Below are 14,838 nucleotides of genomic sequence, written 5' to 3'. Positions count from 1 at the left end.
GCTTGCGGCTTGCAGCTTGAAGCTTGCTGCTACCGCAACAACTCCGCCTGATCCTTATCGCGCACGCCGATCAGATAAAGAATGCCATCCAGCCCCAGGGTGGAAATGGAATGGGCGGCGTTTTCCTTGACCAGTGGCTTGGCGCGGAAGGCGATGCCCAGGCCGGCGGCGCCGAGCATGGGCAAGTCGTTGGCGCCGTCACCCACCGCGATCACCTGCTCCAGGTCGATGCCCTCCCGGGCGGCGATCTCGCGCAGCAGCTCCGCCTTGCGGTCACCGTTGACGATCGGCTCTTCCACCTCGCCGGTGACCTGGCCGTCGCGGATCACCAGTTCGTTGGCGTACACATAGTCGATGCCCAGCAGATTCTGCAGCCAGTGGCCGAACCAGGTGAACCCACCGGAGAGGATGGCGGTGCGGTAGCCCAGCGCCTTGAGGGTGCGGATCAGCCGGTCGGCGCCCTCGGTGAGCTGGATACGCTGGCGCACCCGTTCCAGGGCGCTCTCGTCCAGCCCCTTGAGCAGCGCCACCCGGGCCCGGAAGCTGGCGTTGAAGTCCAGCTCGCCGCGCATCGCCCGCTCGGTGATCGCCGCCACCTGATCGCCCACCCCGGCCTCGGCGGCCAGTTCGTCGATCACTTCCGAGCGGATCAGGGTGGAGTCCATATCGAACACCACCAGCCGGCGGTTGCGGCGGAAGGCGCTGTCGCGCTGGAACGAAATATCCACATTGCGCTGGTTGGCGATGCCCAGAAAGGCGGCGCGCATGGCGGCGGTGTCGCGGGGCTCGCCGCGCACTGAAATCTCCACGCAGGCACGGGCATTGGGGTCGCCGTCCTCGCCTTCCAGGTGCACGCGGCCGGACAGCCGCGCGATGCTGTCGATATTCAGGTTGTTCTCCGCCACCACCGTGGTCACGTCGCCAAGCTGCTCGGCGGTGATCTTGCGCGACAGCAGGGTGATGATGTGGCGGTCCTTGCCCTGGCCGGAAACCCATTGCTCGTAGCGGTCCTCGTCGATGGGCCGGAAGCGCACCGAGGTATCCCGTTTGTGGGCCTCGAACAGCAGGTCCTTGAGCACCGAGGACGCGTCCGCCCGCGGCGGCACTTCCACCAGAATCCCCAGGGACAGGCTGTCGTGGATCACCGCCTGGCCAATATCGAGAATGTTGAGATGATAACGGGCCAGAATCCGGGTAAAGGCCGCGGTGAGTCCGGGGCGGTCGTTACCGGACACCTGGATGAGAATGATCTCTCGCACGCTGGGGGCTCCTTGGGGGCCGCAGGCTGGAAGGGCGTCCAAGATTACCAGAAAAAGCGGCGCTGATTGAGGTTCCGGCGCGCTTCCCCGGGTTATACTCGGCGCCCATCGAATCGGAGCTGAGGAAGGCACCGCATGGCCCTGTGGCAACAGCTTTGGGAGCAATTCCAGCAACGCGGGCGCCCACGGCTGCAGCGCGAGAAGCGGCTGCTGTGGGAACTGGCCCTGATGCTGCTGGTGGCCCTGGTGATCGGGGTCTACTTTCTGGAGCACTTTTCCGCCCGGCTGGCCGCCGAGCAGCGGGTGCAGCTGGAGGCCCTGGCCCGCCAGACCGGCCTGCGCGCCGCCGAGTCCCTGGCCGGCGGCGACCTGATCGGCCTCAACGTGATCGCCCGGGAAACCCGTGACCTCAAGCCGGTGGCGGGCGTGCGCTTTCTGGACACCGCCCGGGAGCCGGTCACCGGCACCCTGCCAGAGTCCGCCACGGTCACCGTGGAGGTGCCGGTGGCGCTGCCGGACGGCGAACTGGCCGGCAGCCTGCAACTGGCGGCGGCGCCGGACCTGACGCCACGGCAGCGCCTGGAAACCGGCTATGTGCTGGTGGTGCTGGGCATCCTGATCCTGCGGCTGGCCGGCGAAGCGATCCACCGGCGCCTGTTCCGGGTGCCGCCGCCGGCCCTGCCGGCCCCCGCCGGGGAGGGCGCGCCGCCGTCACCGGGCCCGGACCCCAGCGGGTCGGCGCCGTCGCCCCGGCCGGACGCCGGCCCGGCCACCGAGTTGCGCCTGTCCATCGTCAACTTCGACCATTTCCAGCAGCGCTATACCCGTGCCGCCCTGGCGGCGCTACTGGACGATTACCATCGTCTGCTTGAAGACGTGGCCGGGCTCTACGGCGGGCAGGTGGTGGCGCGGCTGGGTGACCAGGCGCGGGTGCGCTTCACCGGGGAGCCGCTGTCGCACCGGGCGTTCTCGGCGCTGTGCGCCGGCCTGCTGTTCCTGCGCGTGGCGCGCTTGCAGGCGCCGCGCCGCAAGGCCACCCAGGCGCCGGCGCTGGAATTCAAGGCGCTGGTCACGGAGCAATACGCCGACACCGAAAGCTGGGCCCTGTGCCTGGCCGGCGTGCCCGGCCGCCTCAATGTGCCGGAGAGCGAACTGACCCGCGCCGAACTGGACGTCAAGGCGCTCTATCAGAGCGAGCGGGCGTTGCTGGTGCAGGCCGGCGAGCGGCAGGTGCGCCTGCAGCCGGTGGAGCAACTGGCCCACCGCTACCAGACGCTGCTGCGCACTCAGGCGGAACGGGTCATGGGCGCCGGCGAATCGTCCGGCGGCGATTCACTTTCGCCCAACAAATAGGCGCGCATGGCCGCGCCCACCCGCTGCGGCAGGTCGGGAATACCCCGGTTGCCGAACAGCCGGTTGAACTCCAGCACATAGGGTTTGCCGTCCACCCAGGCCACGTCGAAACCGGCGTGGTCGATGTTCAGTCGCCGCGCCAGACTCTCCACCAGCGCCAGGGCGTCGTCGGGCACCGGCAGATCGGTGCGGATGCGCGCCCCCCGGGCCAGGTTGTTGTGGAAGCTGGTGCCCTCGCGCCAGTAGCTGGCGATGATCCGCCGGCCCACCACCACCACCCGCAGATCGCGCACGATGGGCAGCAGTTTCTGGATGTACAACACCTCGTTGTGGGCGGCGTAGTCCAGCAACTGCTGGCGGTTCTCCACCAGGAACACGCCGTCGCCCTGGCTGGAACGCACCCGCTTGGCCACGAACGGAAACGACCAGGTATCCAGAATGCGGCTTATATCGCTGTGGCTGGACGACAGGATTTCCGTTTCCGGCAGGTTGTCCGGGCAGACCAGCCGCAGGGCGCGGCTCATCTCCACCTTGTCGTGGCCCAGGTGGTAGGTGGCGAGGCTGGGGAACAGCGCCCGCTGCAGCACATAGTGCAAACCGTGGATCTGCCAATAGGCCGGGAACAGCACCCAATCGGCGGTCAACAGCTCGTCGCGCTGGGCGAACATGTGCTCCGGCTTGATGTAGCGTACCCCCGGCAGACCCAGGGTACGGAAAGGATCGAAAGTGATGAGTTTCAAGGCCCTCGGACCTCACGACAGACCCCGTCAAGGGGAACCGGCGATTTATAGGACGAAATCGCCCGGCCGGCAATAGTTTTGGTCCTTGGCGGGCGTTGGCCGGAAAGGCTAGGCTTTGCGCAACGTTTAACCTTGGGAGAATGACGTGCAACTACCGGCACTGGAAAGCGGCCAGATTCTGGTCAAGACCACCGAAGGGGTGATGGCCATCACCCTCAATCGCCCGGACAAGCTGAACGCCCTGACCGGGGCCATGTACCGGGATCTGGTGACGCTGCTGGCGCTCGCCGAAGAGCACGACGACGTGGGCGCGGTGCTGATCGAGGGCCAGGGCAAGTCGTTCTGCGCCGGCAACGACCTGGGCGACTTTCTGGCCGCCGGCAACGCCGGTGACAACGCCACCGAGGGCGGCGCCGCGCCGTTCATCCGGGCGGTGAGCCGGTTCGAGAAGCCGCTGGTGATCGCGGTGCAGGGCAACGCGGTGGGCGTGGGCGTGACCATGCTGCTGCACGCGGACATCGTGGTGGCCGCCGACGACGCCAAGTTCATCACCCCGTTCGTGGATCTGGGCGCGGTGCCGGAAGCCGGCTCCGCCAAGCTGCTGCCGGCCTGGCTGGGCTACCAGCGCGCCGCCCGCATGCTGCTGGCCGGTGAGCCGCTGGGCGCCGACGAGGCGCTGCAGTGTGGTCTGGTGGCCAAGGTGGTGGCGCGCGCGGAACTGGAAGGCGCGGCCCGGGGCTACGCGGTGGCGCTGGCGGCCAAGCCGCGCCGCGCCATGCGCGAGAGCAAGCGGTTGATGCGTCAGGCGCCGGAGATGGCGCTGCACGATCTGATCGACCATGACCTGGCGTTGTTCGCGGAGTTGCTGCGTGGCGACGAGGCGAAGGAGATTCTGGCTGCCAAACTGGGCAAGAAATAACGGTCTGGCGTGGGGTCTCCAGCCGGGGCGCGAAGCTGCGTGGGTCCCTTCCGGGATCGCTCAAGCCCGCAAGCGGTCCGGCCACCCATCACAGATGGGCGGCGTTCGGCGGCGCGCGAAGCAGTGCTTCGCAACACGCTTGCCTCACCCCTGGGCGCTCCCGTTTTTGGCATCCCTGCCAAAAAGGGTCCCGGAAGGGACCCACGCAGCTTCGCTTCGAGGTAGCAGAACCTTGGGTGGGGGAGGAGAGGGGGCGGCTCCGTGGATGGCGCGGTGGGCCGCCCGCACTCTGAACCATGCCCTCCCCCCCAGCGGCGGCGCAGGGTTTTGTAGGAGCGGCTTCAGCCGCGATCAGCAGCGCCGCTGATCACCGCCAAAGCGGAACCCCGCCCGGCCGCCCCTACAGGGCTGCCGGTCAGACGTAGTGCCCGAACGCTTCGCCCATGCGCACCTTGGCGCCGGGGGCGGCGGCGTCCTCGAAGTCGGCGGTGGCCTCCGGGAACAGCAGGATCACCGTGGAGCCCAGCAGGAAGCGGCCCAGCTCGGCGCCTTTTTCCAGCACCACCGGCGCCGGGTCCCGGTATTGTCGGTGGGTCACCTCGCCGGGTTGCGGCGTGACCTGGCCGGCGAACACGGTCTCGATGCCGGCTACGATCATGGCGCCCACCAGAATCACCGCCATCGGGCCGCGCTCGGTATCAAACACGCACACCAGCCGTTCGTTACGGGCAAACAGCCGGGGCACCCGTTCGGTGGTGGCCTGGTTCACCGAGAACAGCCGCCCGGGCACATAGACGGTTTCGCGCAGGGTGCCGGTGCAGGGCATGTGCACCCGGTGGTAGTCGCTGGGCGACAGGTAGACGGTGGCGAACTGGCCGTTGTCGAATTCCTCGGCCAGGGCGCCGTCGCCGCCCAGCAACTCAAACAGGGAGTAATCCTGGCCCTTGGCCTGCAACAGGGCGCTGCCGCGCAGCCGGCCGCGCTGGCTGACGGTGCCGTCCGCCGGGCAGGCCAGCGCCGTGTCGCCGTCGGCGATGGGGCGGGCGTCTTCCTTGAGGGCGCGGGTGAAGAAGGCATTGAAACTGTCGAACTGGTCCGGGTCTTCGATCCGCGCTTCGCTCAGGTCCACCTGGAAACGGCGGATGAACGCATGGATGAAGGGCGTCTTGATCCAGGGAATCTCACTGCGCGCCAGCCAGCCCACCAGCCGGGAAAGACCGTGCTGGGGCACGCAATACTGAAGCGCCACGAAGGCTTTTTCGATCAGGGTGTTCAAGGGCGGACCTCGTTGTTGTTGTCGGTTATTCCGGCTTTTCCACCGGGGTGTCCGGGTGGTTGCCCCATTCGGCCCAGGAGCCGGCGTAGCCACGGATGTCCTGGAACCCCAGGATCTTGCCCACCAGCCAGGTAAAGCTGGAGCGGTGGTGGGTCTGGCAATGGGTGATCACCTGTCTGTTCGCTTGAATGCCGCGCTCCGCCAGTTCCTGGCGCAGGGTGTCCGGATCGCGCAGCCGCAGGTTGTTGGTCTTGTCCATGGCGTCGGTCCACTCGTACAGCACCGCGCCGGGGATATGGCCGGCTTTCTGGGCGAAGGCGCGCACCCCGGCGAACTCCTCCTCGGAGCGGGCATCCCACACCACCACGTCCGGGTCCCGATGGTGGGCCAGCAGGTACTCCAGGTCCACATTGGCGCGGGGATCGTGGGGGCCGACCTGGTAATCGGAGGGTTCCGGTTCACCGGGTTCGGTGCTGGTGGGCAGATCCGCCGCCAGCCAGCCGTGGATGCCGCCGTTCAGGTAGCCGTAGCGATGATGGCCGATCACTTCCAGGGTCCACAGCAGGCGCGCCGCCCAGCCGCCGCCTTCGTCGTCGTAGGCGACCACGGTGGTGTCCGGGGTCAGACCCAGCTCGGAGAACAGCGCCGACAGCGCCCGGTCGTCCGGCAGCAGCCCGGGGGCCGGCTGGGTGCCGGACAGCAGGCGCTTGAAGTCCAGGTGCACGGCGCCGGGCACATGGGCCTGGGCGTAGACCTGCTCCTTGCACAGGTCGACGATCAGCAGCTGGTCGTCATCCAGGTGGCGGGCCAGTTCGGCCGGTTCGATCAGCAGGGGCAGTTGAGCGGTCATGGTGAGTCTTCGTCGTTGCCGGTGGTAGCCATTGTAAAGAACACGGCGGGAGGTGTCAGATGGGCTGCCGCCGGGCTCAGGTTTGATAGCGCTGGCGGGCCTCTTCATCCAGGGTGGCGGCGATCTGGAAGAAATTGTTCAGCCGCTCGGCGCTGATCTCGCCCTGTTCCGCCGCCTCGATCAGGGCGCAGCCCGGTTCGTGGCGGTGGGTGCAATTGCGGAACCGGCAATGGCCGGCGCGCTCCGACAGCTCCCGGTAGCCGTGCAGCAGTTCTTCCTCACTGATGTGCCAGAGGCCGAATTCGCGGATGCCCGGGGAGTCGATCAGATCGCCGCCGTCGGGCAGATGAAACAGCCGCGCGGTGGTGGTGGTGTGCTGGCCCAGGCCGGACACCTGGGACAGATCGCCCACCGCCAGTTCCGCCTCCGGCAACAGCGCGTTGACCAGCGACGATTTGCCGACCCCGGACTGGCCGACGAAGGCCACGGTGTGGCCGGCCAGGGTGTCGCGCAGGGCGGCGAGACCGTCGCGGGCCTTGGCGGACACCTGGATCACCGAATAACCCAGGCCCTGGTAAAGCGCCAGCAAGCGCTCGATCAGCACGTCGTCCTCGCCCACCAGATCGGCCTTGTTGAGCACCAGGGTGGCGGGGATGCCGGACAGTTCGGCGGCCACCAGATAACGGTCGAGCAGCACGCTGGAGGGTTCCGGGCGCGGCGCGAACATCACCAGCAAACGGTCCAGGTTGGCGCCCACCGGTTTCAGTTTGCCGTAGTTGTCCGGCCGCATCAGTACCGTGGAGCGCGGCATCAGTGCCGTCACCACGCCGTCGCCGTCGCCGCTGGGGGCCTGCCAGATCACCCGGTCACCCACCACCAGCTGCTCCAGGTTGGCGCGGAAATGGCAGCGCACCGGCGGCGCCTGTTCCGCTTCCACCAGCACCTGGCCGCCGAAGTGAGCGATCACCGTGCCGGATTGCTCCTCGCCCAGGTCCGAGGCCAGCGGGTGCTCCCGCTCGGCCTTGCGTTGGGCGCGCTCGCGCCGTTCCTGCTGAATCTTTTCGATGCGCCAGCGCTGCCGGCGATTGAGATTGCGTTTTGCCATAAAAGACTGGTGGCTGCGCCGTCGCTACGGGATGAAGGGTGCAGGATACAGGAAGCGGGCGGTGGCGGGCACGGCTTTGCCGCTGGCGGGTCATGTGCCGGGCTGTATCCTGTATCCTTCACCCTGTATTGGCTTTTTCCCCGGGAGCATCATGACGCAAGCAAAGGACAACCTGATCTGGATCGATCTGGAAATGACCGGCCTGGACCCCAGCCACGACCGCATTATCGAGATCGCCACCATTGTCACCGACGCCCACCTGAATGTGCTGGCGGAGGGCCCGGTAATGGCGGTGCGCCAGAGCGACGCCCTGCTGGACGGCATGGACGAGTGGAACACCCGCCACCATAACAACTCCGGTCTGGTGGAGCGGGTGCGGGCCAGCGACGTGGACGACGCCGAGGCGGAGCGCCGCACGGTGGCTTTTCTGGAGCAGTACGTGGAGCCGGGCGTGTCGCCCATGTGCGGCAACAGCATCTGCCAGGATCGCCGTTTCCTGGCCAACTATATGCCGGGGCTGGAAGCGTTCTTCCACTACCGCAATCTGGATGTGTCCACCCTCAAGGAACTGGCGCGGCGCTGGAAGCCGGGCATCCTGGACGGTTTCAAAAAAGCCAACAAACATCTGGCGCTGGACGACATCCGTGAGTCCATCGCGGAACTGGCCTATTACCGCGAACATCTGATCCAGCTGTAAATCCGGACGGGGAGGGAACCGTGAAGGAGACCGTATCGTCGGGCCGGGTCTGGGACCTGCCCACCCGCCTGTTCCATTGGTTGTTGGTGGCGCTGTTCGCCTTCCTGTGGTTTTCCGGCGGCGAGAGCGATGCGCTGATGGAGTGGCACATGCGCGCCGGCTACGCGCTGCTGGCGCTGCTGCTGTTCCGCATGGTGTGGGGCTTCGTCGGCTCCCGGCGCAGCCGCTTCGCGGACTTTCTTGTGTCGCCGGCGGCGGCCTGGCGCTATGGCGGGGATTTTCTGCGCGGCCGGGCGCCGGCCTGGGACGGCCACAATCCGCTCGGCGGCTGGATGGTGCTGGTGATGTTGGTGCTGTTGCTGGCGCAGACGGTGAGCGGCCTGTTCGCCACCGATGACATCAGCCTCGCCGGCCCGCTCAATGGCACCGTGTCGTCCGCCCTGGCCGGCGGGCTCACCGACTTCCACGGCTTCAACATCAATCTGCTGCTGGTGCTGGCCGGGCTGCATGTGGCGGCGGTGGCCGCCCACCGGCTGCGCGGCGAACGGCTCACGGCAGCCATGATCAGCGGCCGCAAGCGCGGCGCCGCCGACCAGCCGCCGGCACCGGCCTGGCGGGCCCTGGTGCTGGCGGTGCTGGCGGCGGGGATCGTTTGGCTGGTGGTGACGTTGGGCGGTTGAGCGGTTGGCCATCGCGACTGAAGTCGCTCCTACGACGGCAACACGATGTAGGAGCGACTTCAGTCGCGATCCCGGCCGCGATCCGGACCGCGATTACTTGCGATATTCCTGATGGCAGGCCTTGCAGGCCTGGCCCACCTGGCCGACCTGGGCCAGCATCGCCTGCTGGTCGCCTTCCCGGGACAAGCGGGACAGCTCGGCGGTCTCGCGCATCAGATCATCGGCCTTGGCGTCGAAATCCGCTTTGTTTTCCCAGATCTCCGGCTTGGCGTCGCTGCCGTCGGCGGTGCCTTCCTGGAACCCTTCCCAGGGCAGTTGCGCCAGATTTTCCAGAATACCGGCCTTGCGCTCGAACAGCGCCTGATCGAACGGCTGCTCGCCCTTGGCCATGGCGCCCAGGGGGCCGAAGTGCCAGGCGATCACGTGGAAGATGGAGTGGCGGTAGCTGGCCGCCTCATTGGGGCCGCTGGAGCAGGCGCTGAGCAGCAGGGCGGCGATGGGCAGCAGGAGCAGTGCGGGCTTGTTCATGGCTGGCGTTCCCTCGTGGTCGATGGATGAACCGGTTTTCCGGCGGGGTGACCGCATCATACTAACCAATAGCCACGTTACTTGCCGGTTCCGTTTCGCAGCCGCGCCAGGGCCCAGTGCACATGCTCGTGGATCAGCGGGTCCGGATGATCGCGGCGCCGGTTAAGGGCGGCGATGGCGGCGTCGCTGGCGGGGCCGTTGCCCAGGGCCACCGCCAGATTGCGCAGCCAGCGCTGGTAGCCGGCGCGGCGAATGGCGGAACCCTCGGTGCGCGCCAGGAAGGTGGCCTCGTCCCACAGAAACAGCTCCACCAGCTGCCGGTCCTCCAGCCCGTGGCGGGGGTGGAAGTCGGTCTCGCCGCTGTGCGAGGCGAACCGGTTCCAGGGGCACATCAACTGGCAATCGTCGCAGCCGAACACCCGGTTGCCGATGCCCGGCCGCAGCGCCTCGGGAATCGAGCCGGGGTGCTCGATGGTCAGGTAGGAGATGCAGCGGCGGGCGTCCAGCTGGTAGGGGGCGACGATGGCGTCGGTGGGGCACACCGTCATGCAGGCGGAGCATTTCCCGCAGTGGTCCTCGCCGGGGCTGTCCACCGGCAGCGGCAGGTCGGTGTAGATTTCGCCGAGAAAAAACCAGCTGCCCGCTTCCCGGTTGAGCAGCAGGGTGTGTTTGCCCTGCCAGCCCAGGCCGGCTTTTTCCGCCAGCGGTTTTTCCATCACCGGGGCGCTGTCCACGAAGGCCCGGGCCAGCTGGCTGTCGGCCGCCTCCTGGCGAATCCAGCCGGCCAGCCGCGCCAGCCGTTTACGGATCAGCTTGTGGTAGTCCCGGCCCAGGGCGTAGCGGGAGACATAGGCCTTGTCGTGCTGGCGCAGCACCTTCACCGGCTGGGTGTCCGGCGGCAGATAGTCCATGCGCAGGGACAGCACCCGCACCGTGGCCGGCTCCAGCTCCGCCGGCCGCGACCTTTTATTGCCGTGGGCTTCCATCCAGGTCATGTCGCCATGGCGGCCGGCGGCCAGCCATTCCCGCAGCCGCCCCTCGGCCCGTTGCAGATCCAGGTCGGCCACGCCCATCTGCTGGAACCCCAGCGTTTGGGCCTGGTCGGCGATGCGGCGTTTGAGGTCGGCGAAGTCCATAAAGGGGCAATCCGGTTCGCTGGCGTTCAGTCGGCCATCGCCACCCGTGCCGCCTCCCGGCGTTGCCGGGCGGTGACGAACAGCGACGCCGCCACCACCAGAGCGCCGCCGGCCAGCGCCAGGGGGCCGGGGGTTTCCGCCAGCACCAGGCCGGCCAGCAGGGTGGCGTAGGGCACCTGCAACGCCAGGGTGAACGACACCGTGGTGGCGCTCAAGCGGCGCAGCCCGTGGGTAATCAGGGTATGGGGCACGGCGGTGAACACGGTGCCGAGCAGCAGCATCAGCCCCCAGGTGCTGGCCGGCAGGCTGCTGGGCGAGACGCTCAGAAAGGGCGCGAACACCAGCGCCGTGATGGCGCCCTGGTAGAGCATCACCTGGGGGCCGGACACGCCGGGCAGAAAGCGTTTTTGCAATAAATTACGCAGCGAATAGAGCACCGCCGAGAAAATGCCCACCGCCAGTCCCAGCGGCACATTGCCGCCCAGGCCGCTTTCCAGACCGATCAGGGTGACCCCGGCAAGCACGCCCAGGCCGGCCAGTAGCGCGTAGCCGTGGGGCGGCCGTTGCTGTAAAAGTGGCGGCTCGATCACCGCGGTGATCACCGGGAAGGTCAGCAGCGCCACCACGCCCACCGCCACGGTGGACACCTGCATGGCGTGGAAGTAGGTCATCCAGTGCACGGCGAACAGCAGACCGCCGGCCAGCATCGCCCAATAGTGGCGCTGGCTGGGCAGACGCAGGGTGGCGCGGCGCGCCAGCATCACCAGCAACAGGGCGATGGCGGCGATGCCGCCACGCAGGCCGGTGATGTCCAGCGCCGGCAATGGCACCAGCTTGGCGAACAGGGCGGTACCGGCCAGCATGAACGCGGCCAGATGCAGACCGTACAGGTCCCACTGCGGGCCTTGTTGATTGGGCGAGCTGAGTTGATCGGGCAAGCTGACCACCCTCCGAGGATGAAAACAGAACGGGTATACTGGGCGCGCAGCCCATCGCCACGGCGGAGCCAAGGATAACAGTCCATGTCGGTAAGATCGTTACCCGATCGTCTTTACAGTGCCGCTCAAACCCGCGAGCTGGACCGCCTGGCCGGCGAGGCCGGGCTGAGCGGTGAACAACTGATGGAGCGGGCCGGGCGCGCCGCCTTCGAGCTGTTGGTGCAGCGCTGGCCCGGCGTGACCCGGCCGGCGATTCTGTGCGGTGGCGGCAACAATGGCGGCGACGGCTACGTGGTGGCGTGCCTGGCCCGGGAAGCCGGCCTGCAACCGGTGATCCACCAGGACCGGCCGGTGGAGGAAATGACCGGCGATGCCCTGACCATGGCGCGCCGCGCCCGGGACCTGGGCGTGCCGATGCGGCCGTTGACCCCGGACCACCTGCCGGTGGACGCGCCGGTGCTGGTGGACGCCCTGTTCGGCACCGGCCTGTCCGGCGTCCTGCGGGACGACAAGAAGGCGCTGATCGAAGCTCTGGACCGGCTGGGCAAGCCGGTGCTGGCGGTGGACGTGCCCTCCGGCCTGGCCGCCGACAGCGGCGCCTCCACCGGCGCGGTGCTGCACGCCACCTGTACGCTCACCTTTATTGGCGTCAATCGCGGGCTGCTCACCGGCATCGGCCCGGTGTGCACCGGCGAGTTGCTGTTCGACGGCCTGGGCGTGGAGCGGCGCGTGCACCAGCGCATCGACGACCCGGTATGGCGGCCGACACCGGCGGACCGGGCCCACTGGCTGCCGCCGCGCCGCCGTGACGGCTACAAAAAGACCTACGGGCATGTGCTGGTGATCGGCGGCGACCACGGATTTGGTGGCGCCCCCATGCTCACCGCCCAGGCCGCCGGCCACGCCGGCGCCGGGCTGGTGAGCCTGGCCACCCGCGCCGAACACGTGGCGCCGTTGCTGGCCCGCCAACCGGAAGTGATGGCGCGGGCGGTGGACGAGGTGGCGCAACTGACGCCGTTGCTGGAGCGCGCCACCGTGGTGGCCATCGGCCCGGGGCTGGGCCTGGACGCCTGGGGCCGGGCGCTGCTGGAAGCGGCCCTGGACAGCGGCCTGCCGCTGGTGGTGGACGCGGACGCCCTGACCCTGATCGCCGAATGGCAGCCGGACGCCCGCCAGGACTGGGTGCTCACGCCGCACCCCGGCGAGGCGGCCCGGTTGCTGGACAGCGGCACCGGCGCCGTGCAGGGTGACCGCTTCGCGGCGGTGGAGTCGCTGGCCGCCCGCTACGGCGGCGCTGTGCTCCTCAAGGGGCTGGGCACGCTGGTGCGTGGCGCCGAGGGCACCGCCCTGATCAGCGACGGCAACCCGGGCATGGGCAGCGGCGGCATGGGTGACCTGCTCACCGGGGTGATCGCCGCGCTGCTGGCCCAGGGCCTGCCGCCGTACCCGGCCGCCGCCCTGGGCGCCATGGTGCATGCCCGCGCCGCCGACGGCGCGGCGCGCCGGGACGGGGAACGGGGCCTGCTGGCCACCGATCTGTTGATGGACCTGCGCCGGGAACTGAATGGCCACGATCACTGAACAACACCGGCTTGACGACGAGGCCGCTACCCTGGCGTTGGGTGCGGAGCTGGCCCATCGGCTGACGCCGGGGGCCTGCGTTTACCTGCGCGGTGACCTGGGCGCCGGCAAGACCACCCTGGTGCGCGGCCTGTTGCAGGCCCTGGGACACCGGGGCGCGGTGAAAAGCCCCACCTATACCCTGGTGGAACCCTATGAAACCGGTGGGGTCCCTATCTATCATTTCGATCTGTACCGGCTCGGTGATCCCGAGGAGCTGGAGATGATCGGTATCCGCGATTATTTTGACGGTCGGGCGCTGTGCCTGCTGGAGTGGCCAGAACGGGGCCGGGGCATGATTCCGGAGCCGGACCTGACCGTGACCCTGGCCGTGGAGGGACGGGGACGACATGCCAAGCTGGAATGGGCCGATGGCCAACATTAAGCGCGACAGCATTAAGCGCAAAAACGGCCCGCGCCGGGCGCTGACCCTGGCGCTGATGGCGGTGGGGATGCTGATCTGCGGCGCCGTCCAGGCGGTCACCGTGGATTCCGTGCGTCTGCACCGGGCGCCGGACCACACCCGTATCGTGTTCGACCTGCCCCAGCCGGTGGAGCATTCCATCGACAAGCTGGCCAATCCGGACCGCATCGTGGTGGACCTGCCGGACACCGAGCTGGATTTCGACATGGCCACCCTGGACATCAGCGACAGCCCGATCACCGGCATTCGCGTGGGCCAGCATCCGGGCATGACCCGGGTGGTGTTCGACCTGTCCGAGGCGGTGCGGCCGCGCACCAACCTGCTCAAACCGGTGGCGCCCCACGACTGGCGTCTGGTGGTGGATCTGTTCGACAGCACGCCGGAGCCGGTGAAAACCGTGGACAAGCCGGAGGTGGACTCCGGTGAGCCCCGCGACATGATCGTCGCCGTGGACCCGGGCCATGGTGGTGAGGACCCGGGCGCGTCCGGCCCCGGCGGGCTGCGCGAAAAGGACGTGGTGCTGCAGATCGCCAAGAAAGTGAAGGCGCGCATCGACGCCCAGCCCGGCATGAAGGCGGTGCTGGTGCGCGACGGCGACTACTATGTGCCGCTGGCGGAACGGCGCCGCATCGCCCGCCAGGACAACCACGCCGACGTGTTCATCTCGATCCACGCCGACGCCTTCACCGACCCCCGCGCCCACGGCGCCAGCGTGTTCGCCCTGTCCAACCGGGGCGCCACCAGTGCCCGTGCCCGTTACCTGGCGGAAATGGCCAACGAATCGGACAAGGTGGCCGGCGTCTACGAGGAAGAAAAGGACGACTCCAACCTGCTCAGCGTGCTGGCGGACATGCGCATGAGCGGCTCCATGGCCCACAGCCTTTACCTGGGCCGGCAGATTCTCGGCGAGATGGGGCAGATCACCCGCCTGCACGGCGGCCGGGACACCGTGGAACAGGCCGCCTTCGTGGTGCTCAAGGAGCCGGAGATGGTATCGGTGCTGGTGGAGACCGGCTTTATCTCTAACAAGGAGGAGGCGCGGAATTTGCGTTCCAGTGCCCATCAGGACAAACTCGCGCGCTCCATCGTGGCGGGCGTGGAACGGTACTTCCGCACGCATCCGGCACCGGGCAGCTGGTTCGCCGCCCAGCGCTCCCACAATGACGGCCAGTACCGGATTCAGCCCGGTGACACCCTGTCCGGCATCGCCCGGCGGCACCAGGTCTCCGAGCAGGCGCTGCGCTCCGTCAATAATATTCAGGATGACCGCATCATCGTCGGCCAGACGCTGGTTATCCCTCAATCCTGAGGTT

The 14,838-nt window shown here is 68.1% G+C and carries 15 protein-coding genes; 7 read left to right on the top strand and 8 right to left on the bottom strand.

What is annotated here, in order from left to right:
- Nucleotides 1–29: 29 nt before the first annotated feature.
- Nucleotides 30–1,259 carry a phosphoserine phosphatase SerB gene (gene serB / locus FGS76_RS11085; RefSeq protein ID WP_138772707.1) on the bottom strand — a complete coding sequence of 410 codons (1,230 nt, stop codon included), beginning with the start codon at nt 1,257–1,259 and terminating at the stop codon, nt 30–32.
- Between the two features lie 135 nt (nt 1,260–1,394).
- Between serB and FGS76_RS11080 the strand changes: the two genes are divergently transcribed.
- Nucleotides 1,395–2,612, top strand: coding sequence for a hypothetical protein (locus FGS76_RS11080; RefSeq protein ID WP_138772706.1), 1,218 nt, complete (start codon nt 1,395–1,397; stop codon nt 2,610–2,612).
- On the opposite strand, the gene FGS76_RS11075 is transcribed toward FGS76_RS11080, so the two are convergent.
- Nucleotides 2,546–3,352: an ATP-grasp domain-containing protein gene (locus FGS76_RS11075; RefSeq protein ID WP_138772705.1), complete on the bottom strand. Its 807-nt coding sequence runs from the start codon at nt 3,350–3,352 to the stop codon at nt 2,546–2,548. The genes FGS76_RS11080 and FGS76_RS11075 overlap by 67 nt on opposite strands.
- A 145-nt stretch (nt 3,353–3,497) precedes the next feature.
- Between FGS76_RS11075 and FGS76_RS11070 the strand changes: the two genes are divergently transcribed.
- Nucleotides 3,498–4,271, top strand: a complete 774-nt coding sequence (locus FGS76_RS11070; protein WP_240692511.1) for an enoyl-CoA hydratase-related protein — start codon at nt 3,498–3,500, stop codon at nt 4,269–4,271.
- 415 nt (nt 4,272–4,686) lie between these two features.
- Here the strand turns inward: FGS76_RS11070 and asd are convergent, their stop codons facing one another.
- From asd to rsgA, 3 genes are all read right to left on the bottom strand, one after another.
- The gene (gene asd, locus FGS76_RS11065) at nt 4,687–5,547 is read right to left on the bottom strand and encodes an archaetidylserine decarboxylase (protein ID WP_138772704.1); all 861 of its coding nucleotides are present in this window, start codon (nt 5,545–5,547) and stop codon (nt 4,687–4,689) included.
- A gap of 25 nt (nt 5,548–5,572) precedes the next feature.
- Complete coding sequence (locus FGS76_RS11060; RefSeq protein ID WP_138772703.1) at nt 5,573–6,397, bottom strand: sulfurtransferase; 825 nt, start codon at nt 6,395–6,397, stop codon at nt 5,573–5,575.
- Nucleotides 6,398–6,473: 76 nt separating this feature from the next.
- Nucleotides 6,474–7,502, bottom strand: coding sequence for a small ribosomal subunit biogenesis GTPase RsgA (gene rsgA / locus FGS76_RS11055; RefSeq protein WP_138772702.1), 1,029 nt, complete (start codon nt 7,500–7,502; stop codon nt 6,474–6,476).
- A gap of 151 nt (nt 7,503–7,653) precedes the next feature.
- Between rsgA and orn the strand changes: the two genes are divergently transcribed.
- Both orn and FGS76_RS11045 read left to right on the top strand, forming a co-directional pair.
- Nucleotides 7,654–8,199, top strand: coding sequence for an oligoribonuclease (orn, locus tag FGS76_RS11050; protein ID WP_138772701.1), 546 nt, complete (start codon nt 7,654–7,656; stop codon nt 8,197–8,199).
- Between the two features lie 20 nt (nt 8,200–8,219).
- The gene (locus FGS76_RS11045; protein ID WP_138772700.1) at nt 8,220–8,879 is read left to right on the top strand and encodes a cytochrome b/b6 domain-containing protein; all 660 of its coding nucleotides are present in this window, start codon (nt 8,220–8,222) and stop codon (nt 8,877–8,879) included.
- A gap of 93 nt (nt 8,880–8,972) precedes the next feature.
- On the opposite strand, the gene FGS76_RS11040 is transcribed toward FGS76_RS11045, so the two are convergent.
- The 3 genes from FGS76_RS11040 to FGS76_RS11030 all read right to left on the bottom strand — a co-directional run bounded on the left by FGS76_RS11040 (nt 8,973) and on the right by FGS76_RS11030 (nt 11,481).
- Nucleotides 8,973–9,407, bottom strand: coding sequence for a c-type cytochrome (locus tag FGS76_RS11040; protein WP_170214458.1), 435 nt, complete (start codon nt 9,405–9,407; stop codon nt 8,973–8,975).
- A gap of 77 nt (nt 9,408–9,484) precedes the next feature.
- Nucleotides 9,485–10,543, bottom strand: coding sequence for a tRNA epoxyqueuosine(34) reductase QueG (gene queG / locus FGS76_RS11035; RefSeq protein ID WP_138772698.1), 1,059 nt, complete (start codon nt 10,541–10,543; stop codon nt 9,485–9,487).
- A gap of 26 nt (nt 10,544–10,569) precedes the next feature.
- Nucleotides 10,570–11,481 carry a DMT family transporter gene (locus FGS76_RS11030; protein ID WP_138772697.1) on the bottom strand — a complete coding sequence of 304 codons (912 nt, stop codon included), beginning with the start codon at nt 11,479–11,481 and terminating at the stop codon, nt 10,570–10,572.
- Between the two features lie 84 nt (nt 11,482–11,565).
- Between FGS76_RS11030 and FGS76_RS11025 the strand changes: the two genes are divergently transcribed.
- From FGS76_RS11025 to FGS76_RS11015, 3 genes are read left to right on the top strand one after another with little or no spacing between them, the layout of a single operon-like run.
- Nucleotides 11,566–13,062, top strand: coding sequence for an NAD(P)H-hydrate dehydratase (locus FGS76_RS11025; protein WP_138772696.1), 1,497 nt, complete (start codon nt 11,566–11,568; stop codon nt 13,060–13,062).
- Nucleotides 13,046–13,486, top strand: a complete 441-nt coding sequence (tsaE, locus tag FGS76_RS11020; protein WP_138772695.1) for a tRNA (adenosine(37)-N6)-threonylcarbamoyltransferase complex ATPase subunit type 1 TsaE — start codon at nt 13,046–13,048, stop codon at nt 13,484–13,486. Before FGS76_RS11025 ends, tsaE begins: the two co-directional genes overlap by 17 nt.
- Nucleotides 13,473–14,834 (top strand): N-acetylmuramoyl-L-alanine amidase, encoded by a 1,362-nt coding sequence (locus FGS76_RS11015; protein ID WP_240692510.1) that lies wholly within the window; start codon nt 13,473–13,475, stop codon nt 14,832–14,834. Before tsaE ends, FGS76_RS11015 begins: the two co-directional genes overlap by 14 nt.
- Nucleotides 14,835–14,838 lie beyond the last annotated feature (4 nt).

This window comes from Alloalcanivorax gelatiniphagus (assembly GCF_005938655.1).
Taxonomy (GTDB): domain Bacteria; phylum Pseudomonadota; class Gammaproteobacteria; order Pseudomonadales; family Alcanivoracaceae; genus Alloalcanivorax; species Alloalcanivorax gelatiniphagus.
This window is presented reverse-complemented; position numbering and strand designations above follow the sequence as displayed.

What these genes read in the sequence shown, in the direction of transcription:
- FGS76_RS11080 (WP_138772706.1), top strand. Translation starts at nt 1,395, where the DNA reads ATGGCCCTGTGGCAACAGCTTTGGGAGCAATTCCAGCAACGCGGGCGC.
- FGS76_RS11060 (WP_138772703.1), bottom strand. Translation starts at nt 6,397, where the DNA reads ATGACCGCTCAACTGCCCCTGCTGATCGAACCGGCCGAACTGGCCCGC.
- rsgA (WP_138772702.1), bottom strand. Translation starts at nt 7,502, where the DNA reads ATGGCAAAACGCAATCTCAATCGCCGGCAGCGCTGGCGCATCGAAAAG.
- orn (WP_138772701.1), top strand. Translation starts at nt 7,654, where the DNA reads ATGACGCAAGCAAAGGACAACCTGATCTGGATCGATCTGGAAATGACC.
- FGS76_RS11040 (WP_170214458.1), bottom strand. Translation starts at nt 9,407, where the DNA reads ATGAACAAGCCCGCACTGCTCCTGCTGCCCATCGCCGCCCTGCTGCTC.
- queG (WP_138772698.1), bottom strand. Translation starts at nt 10,543, where the DNA reads ATGGACTTCGCCGACCTCAAACGCCGCATCGCCGACCAGGCCCAAACG.
- FGS76_RS11025 (WP_138772696.1), top strand. Translation starts at nt 11,566, where the DNA reads ATGTCGGTAAGATCGTTACCCGATCGTCTTTACAGTGCCGCTCAAACC.
- tsaE (WP_138772695.1), top strand. Translation starts at nt 13,046, where the DNA reads ATGGCCACGATCACTGAACAACACCGGCTTGACGACGAGGCCGCTACC.
- FGS76_RS11015 (WP_240692510.1), top strand. Translation starts at nt 13,473, where the DNA reads ATGGCCAACATTAAGCGCGACAGCATTAAGCGCAAAAACGGCCCGCGC.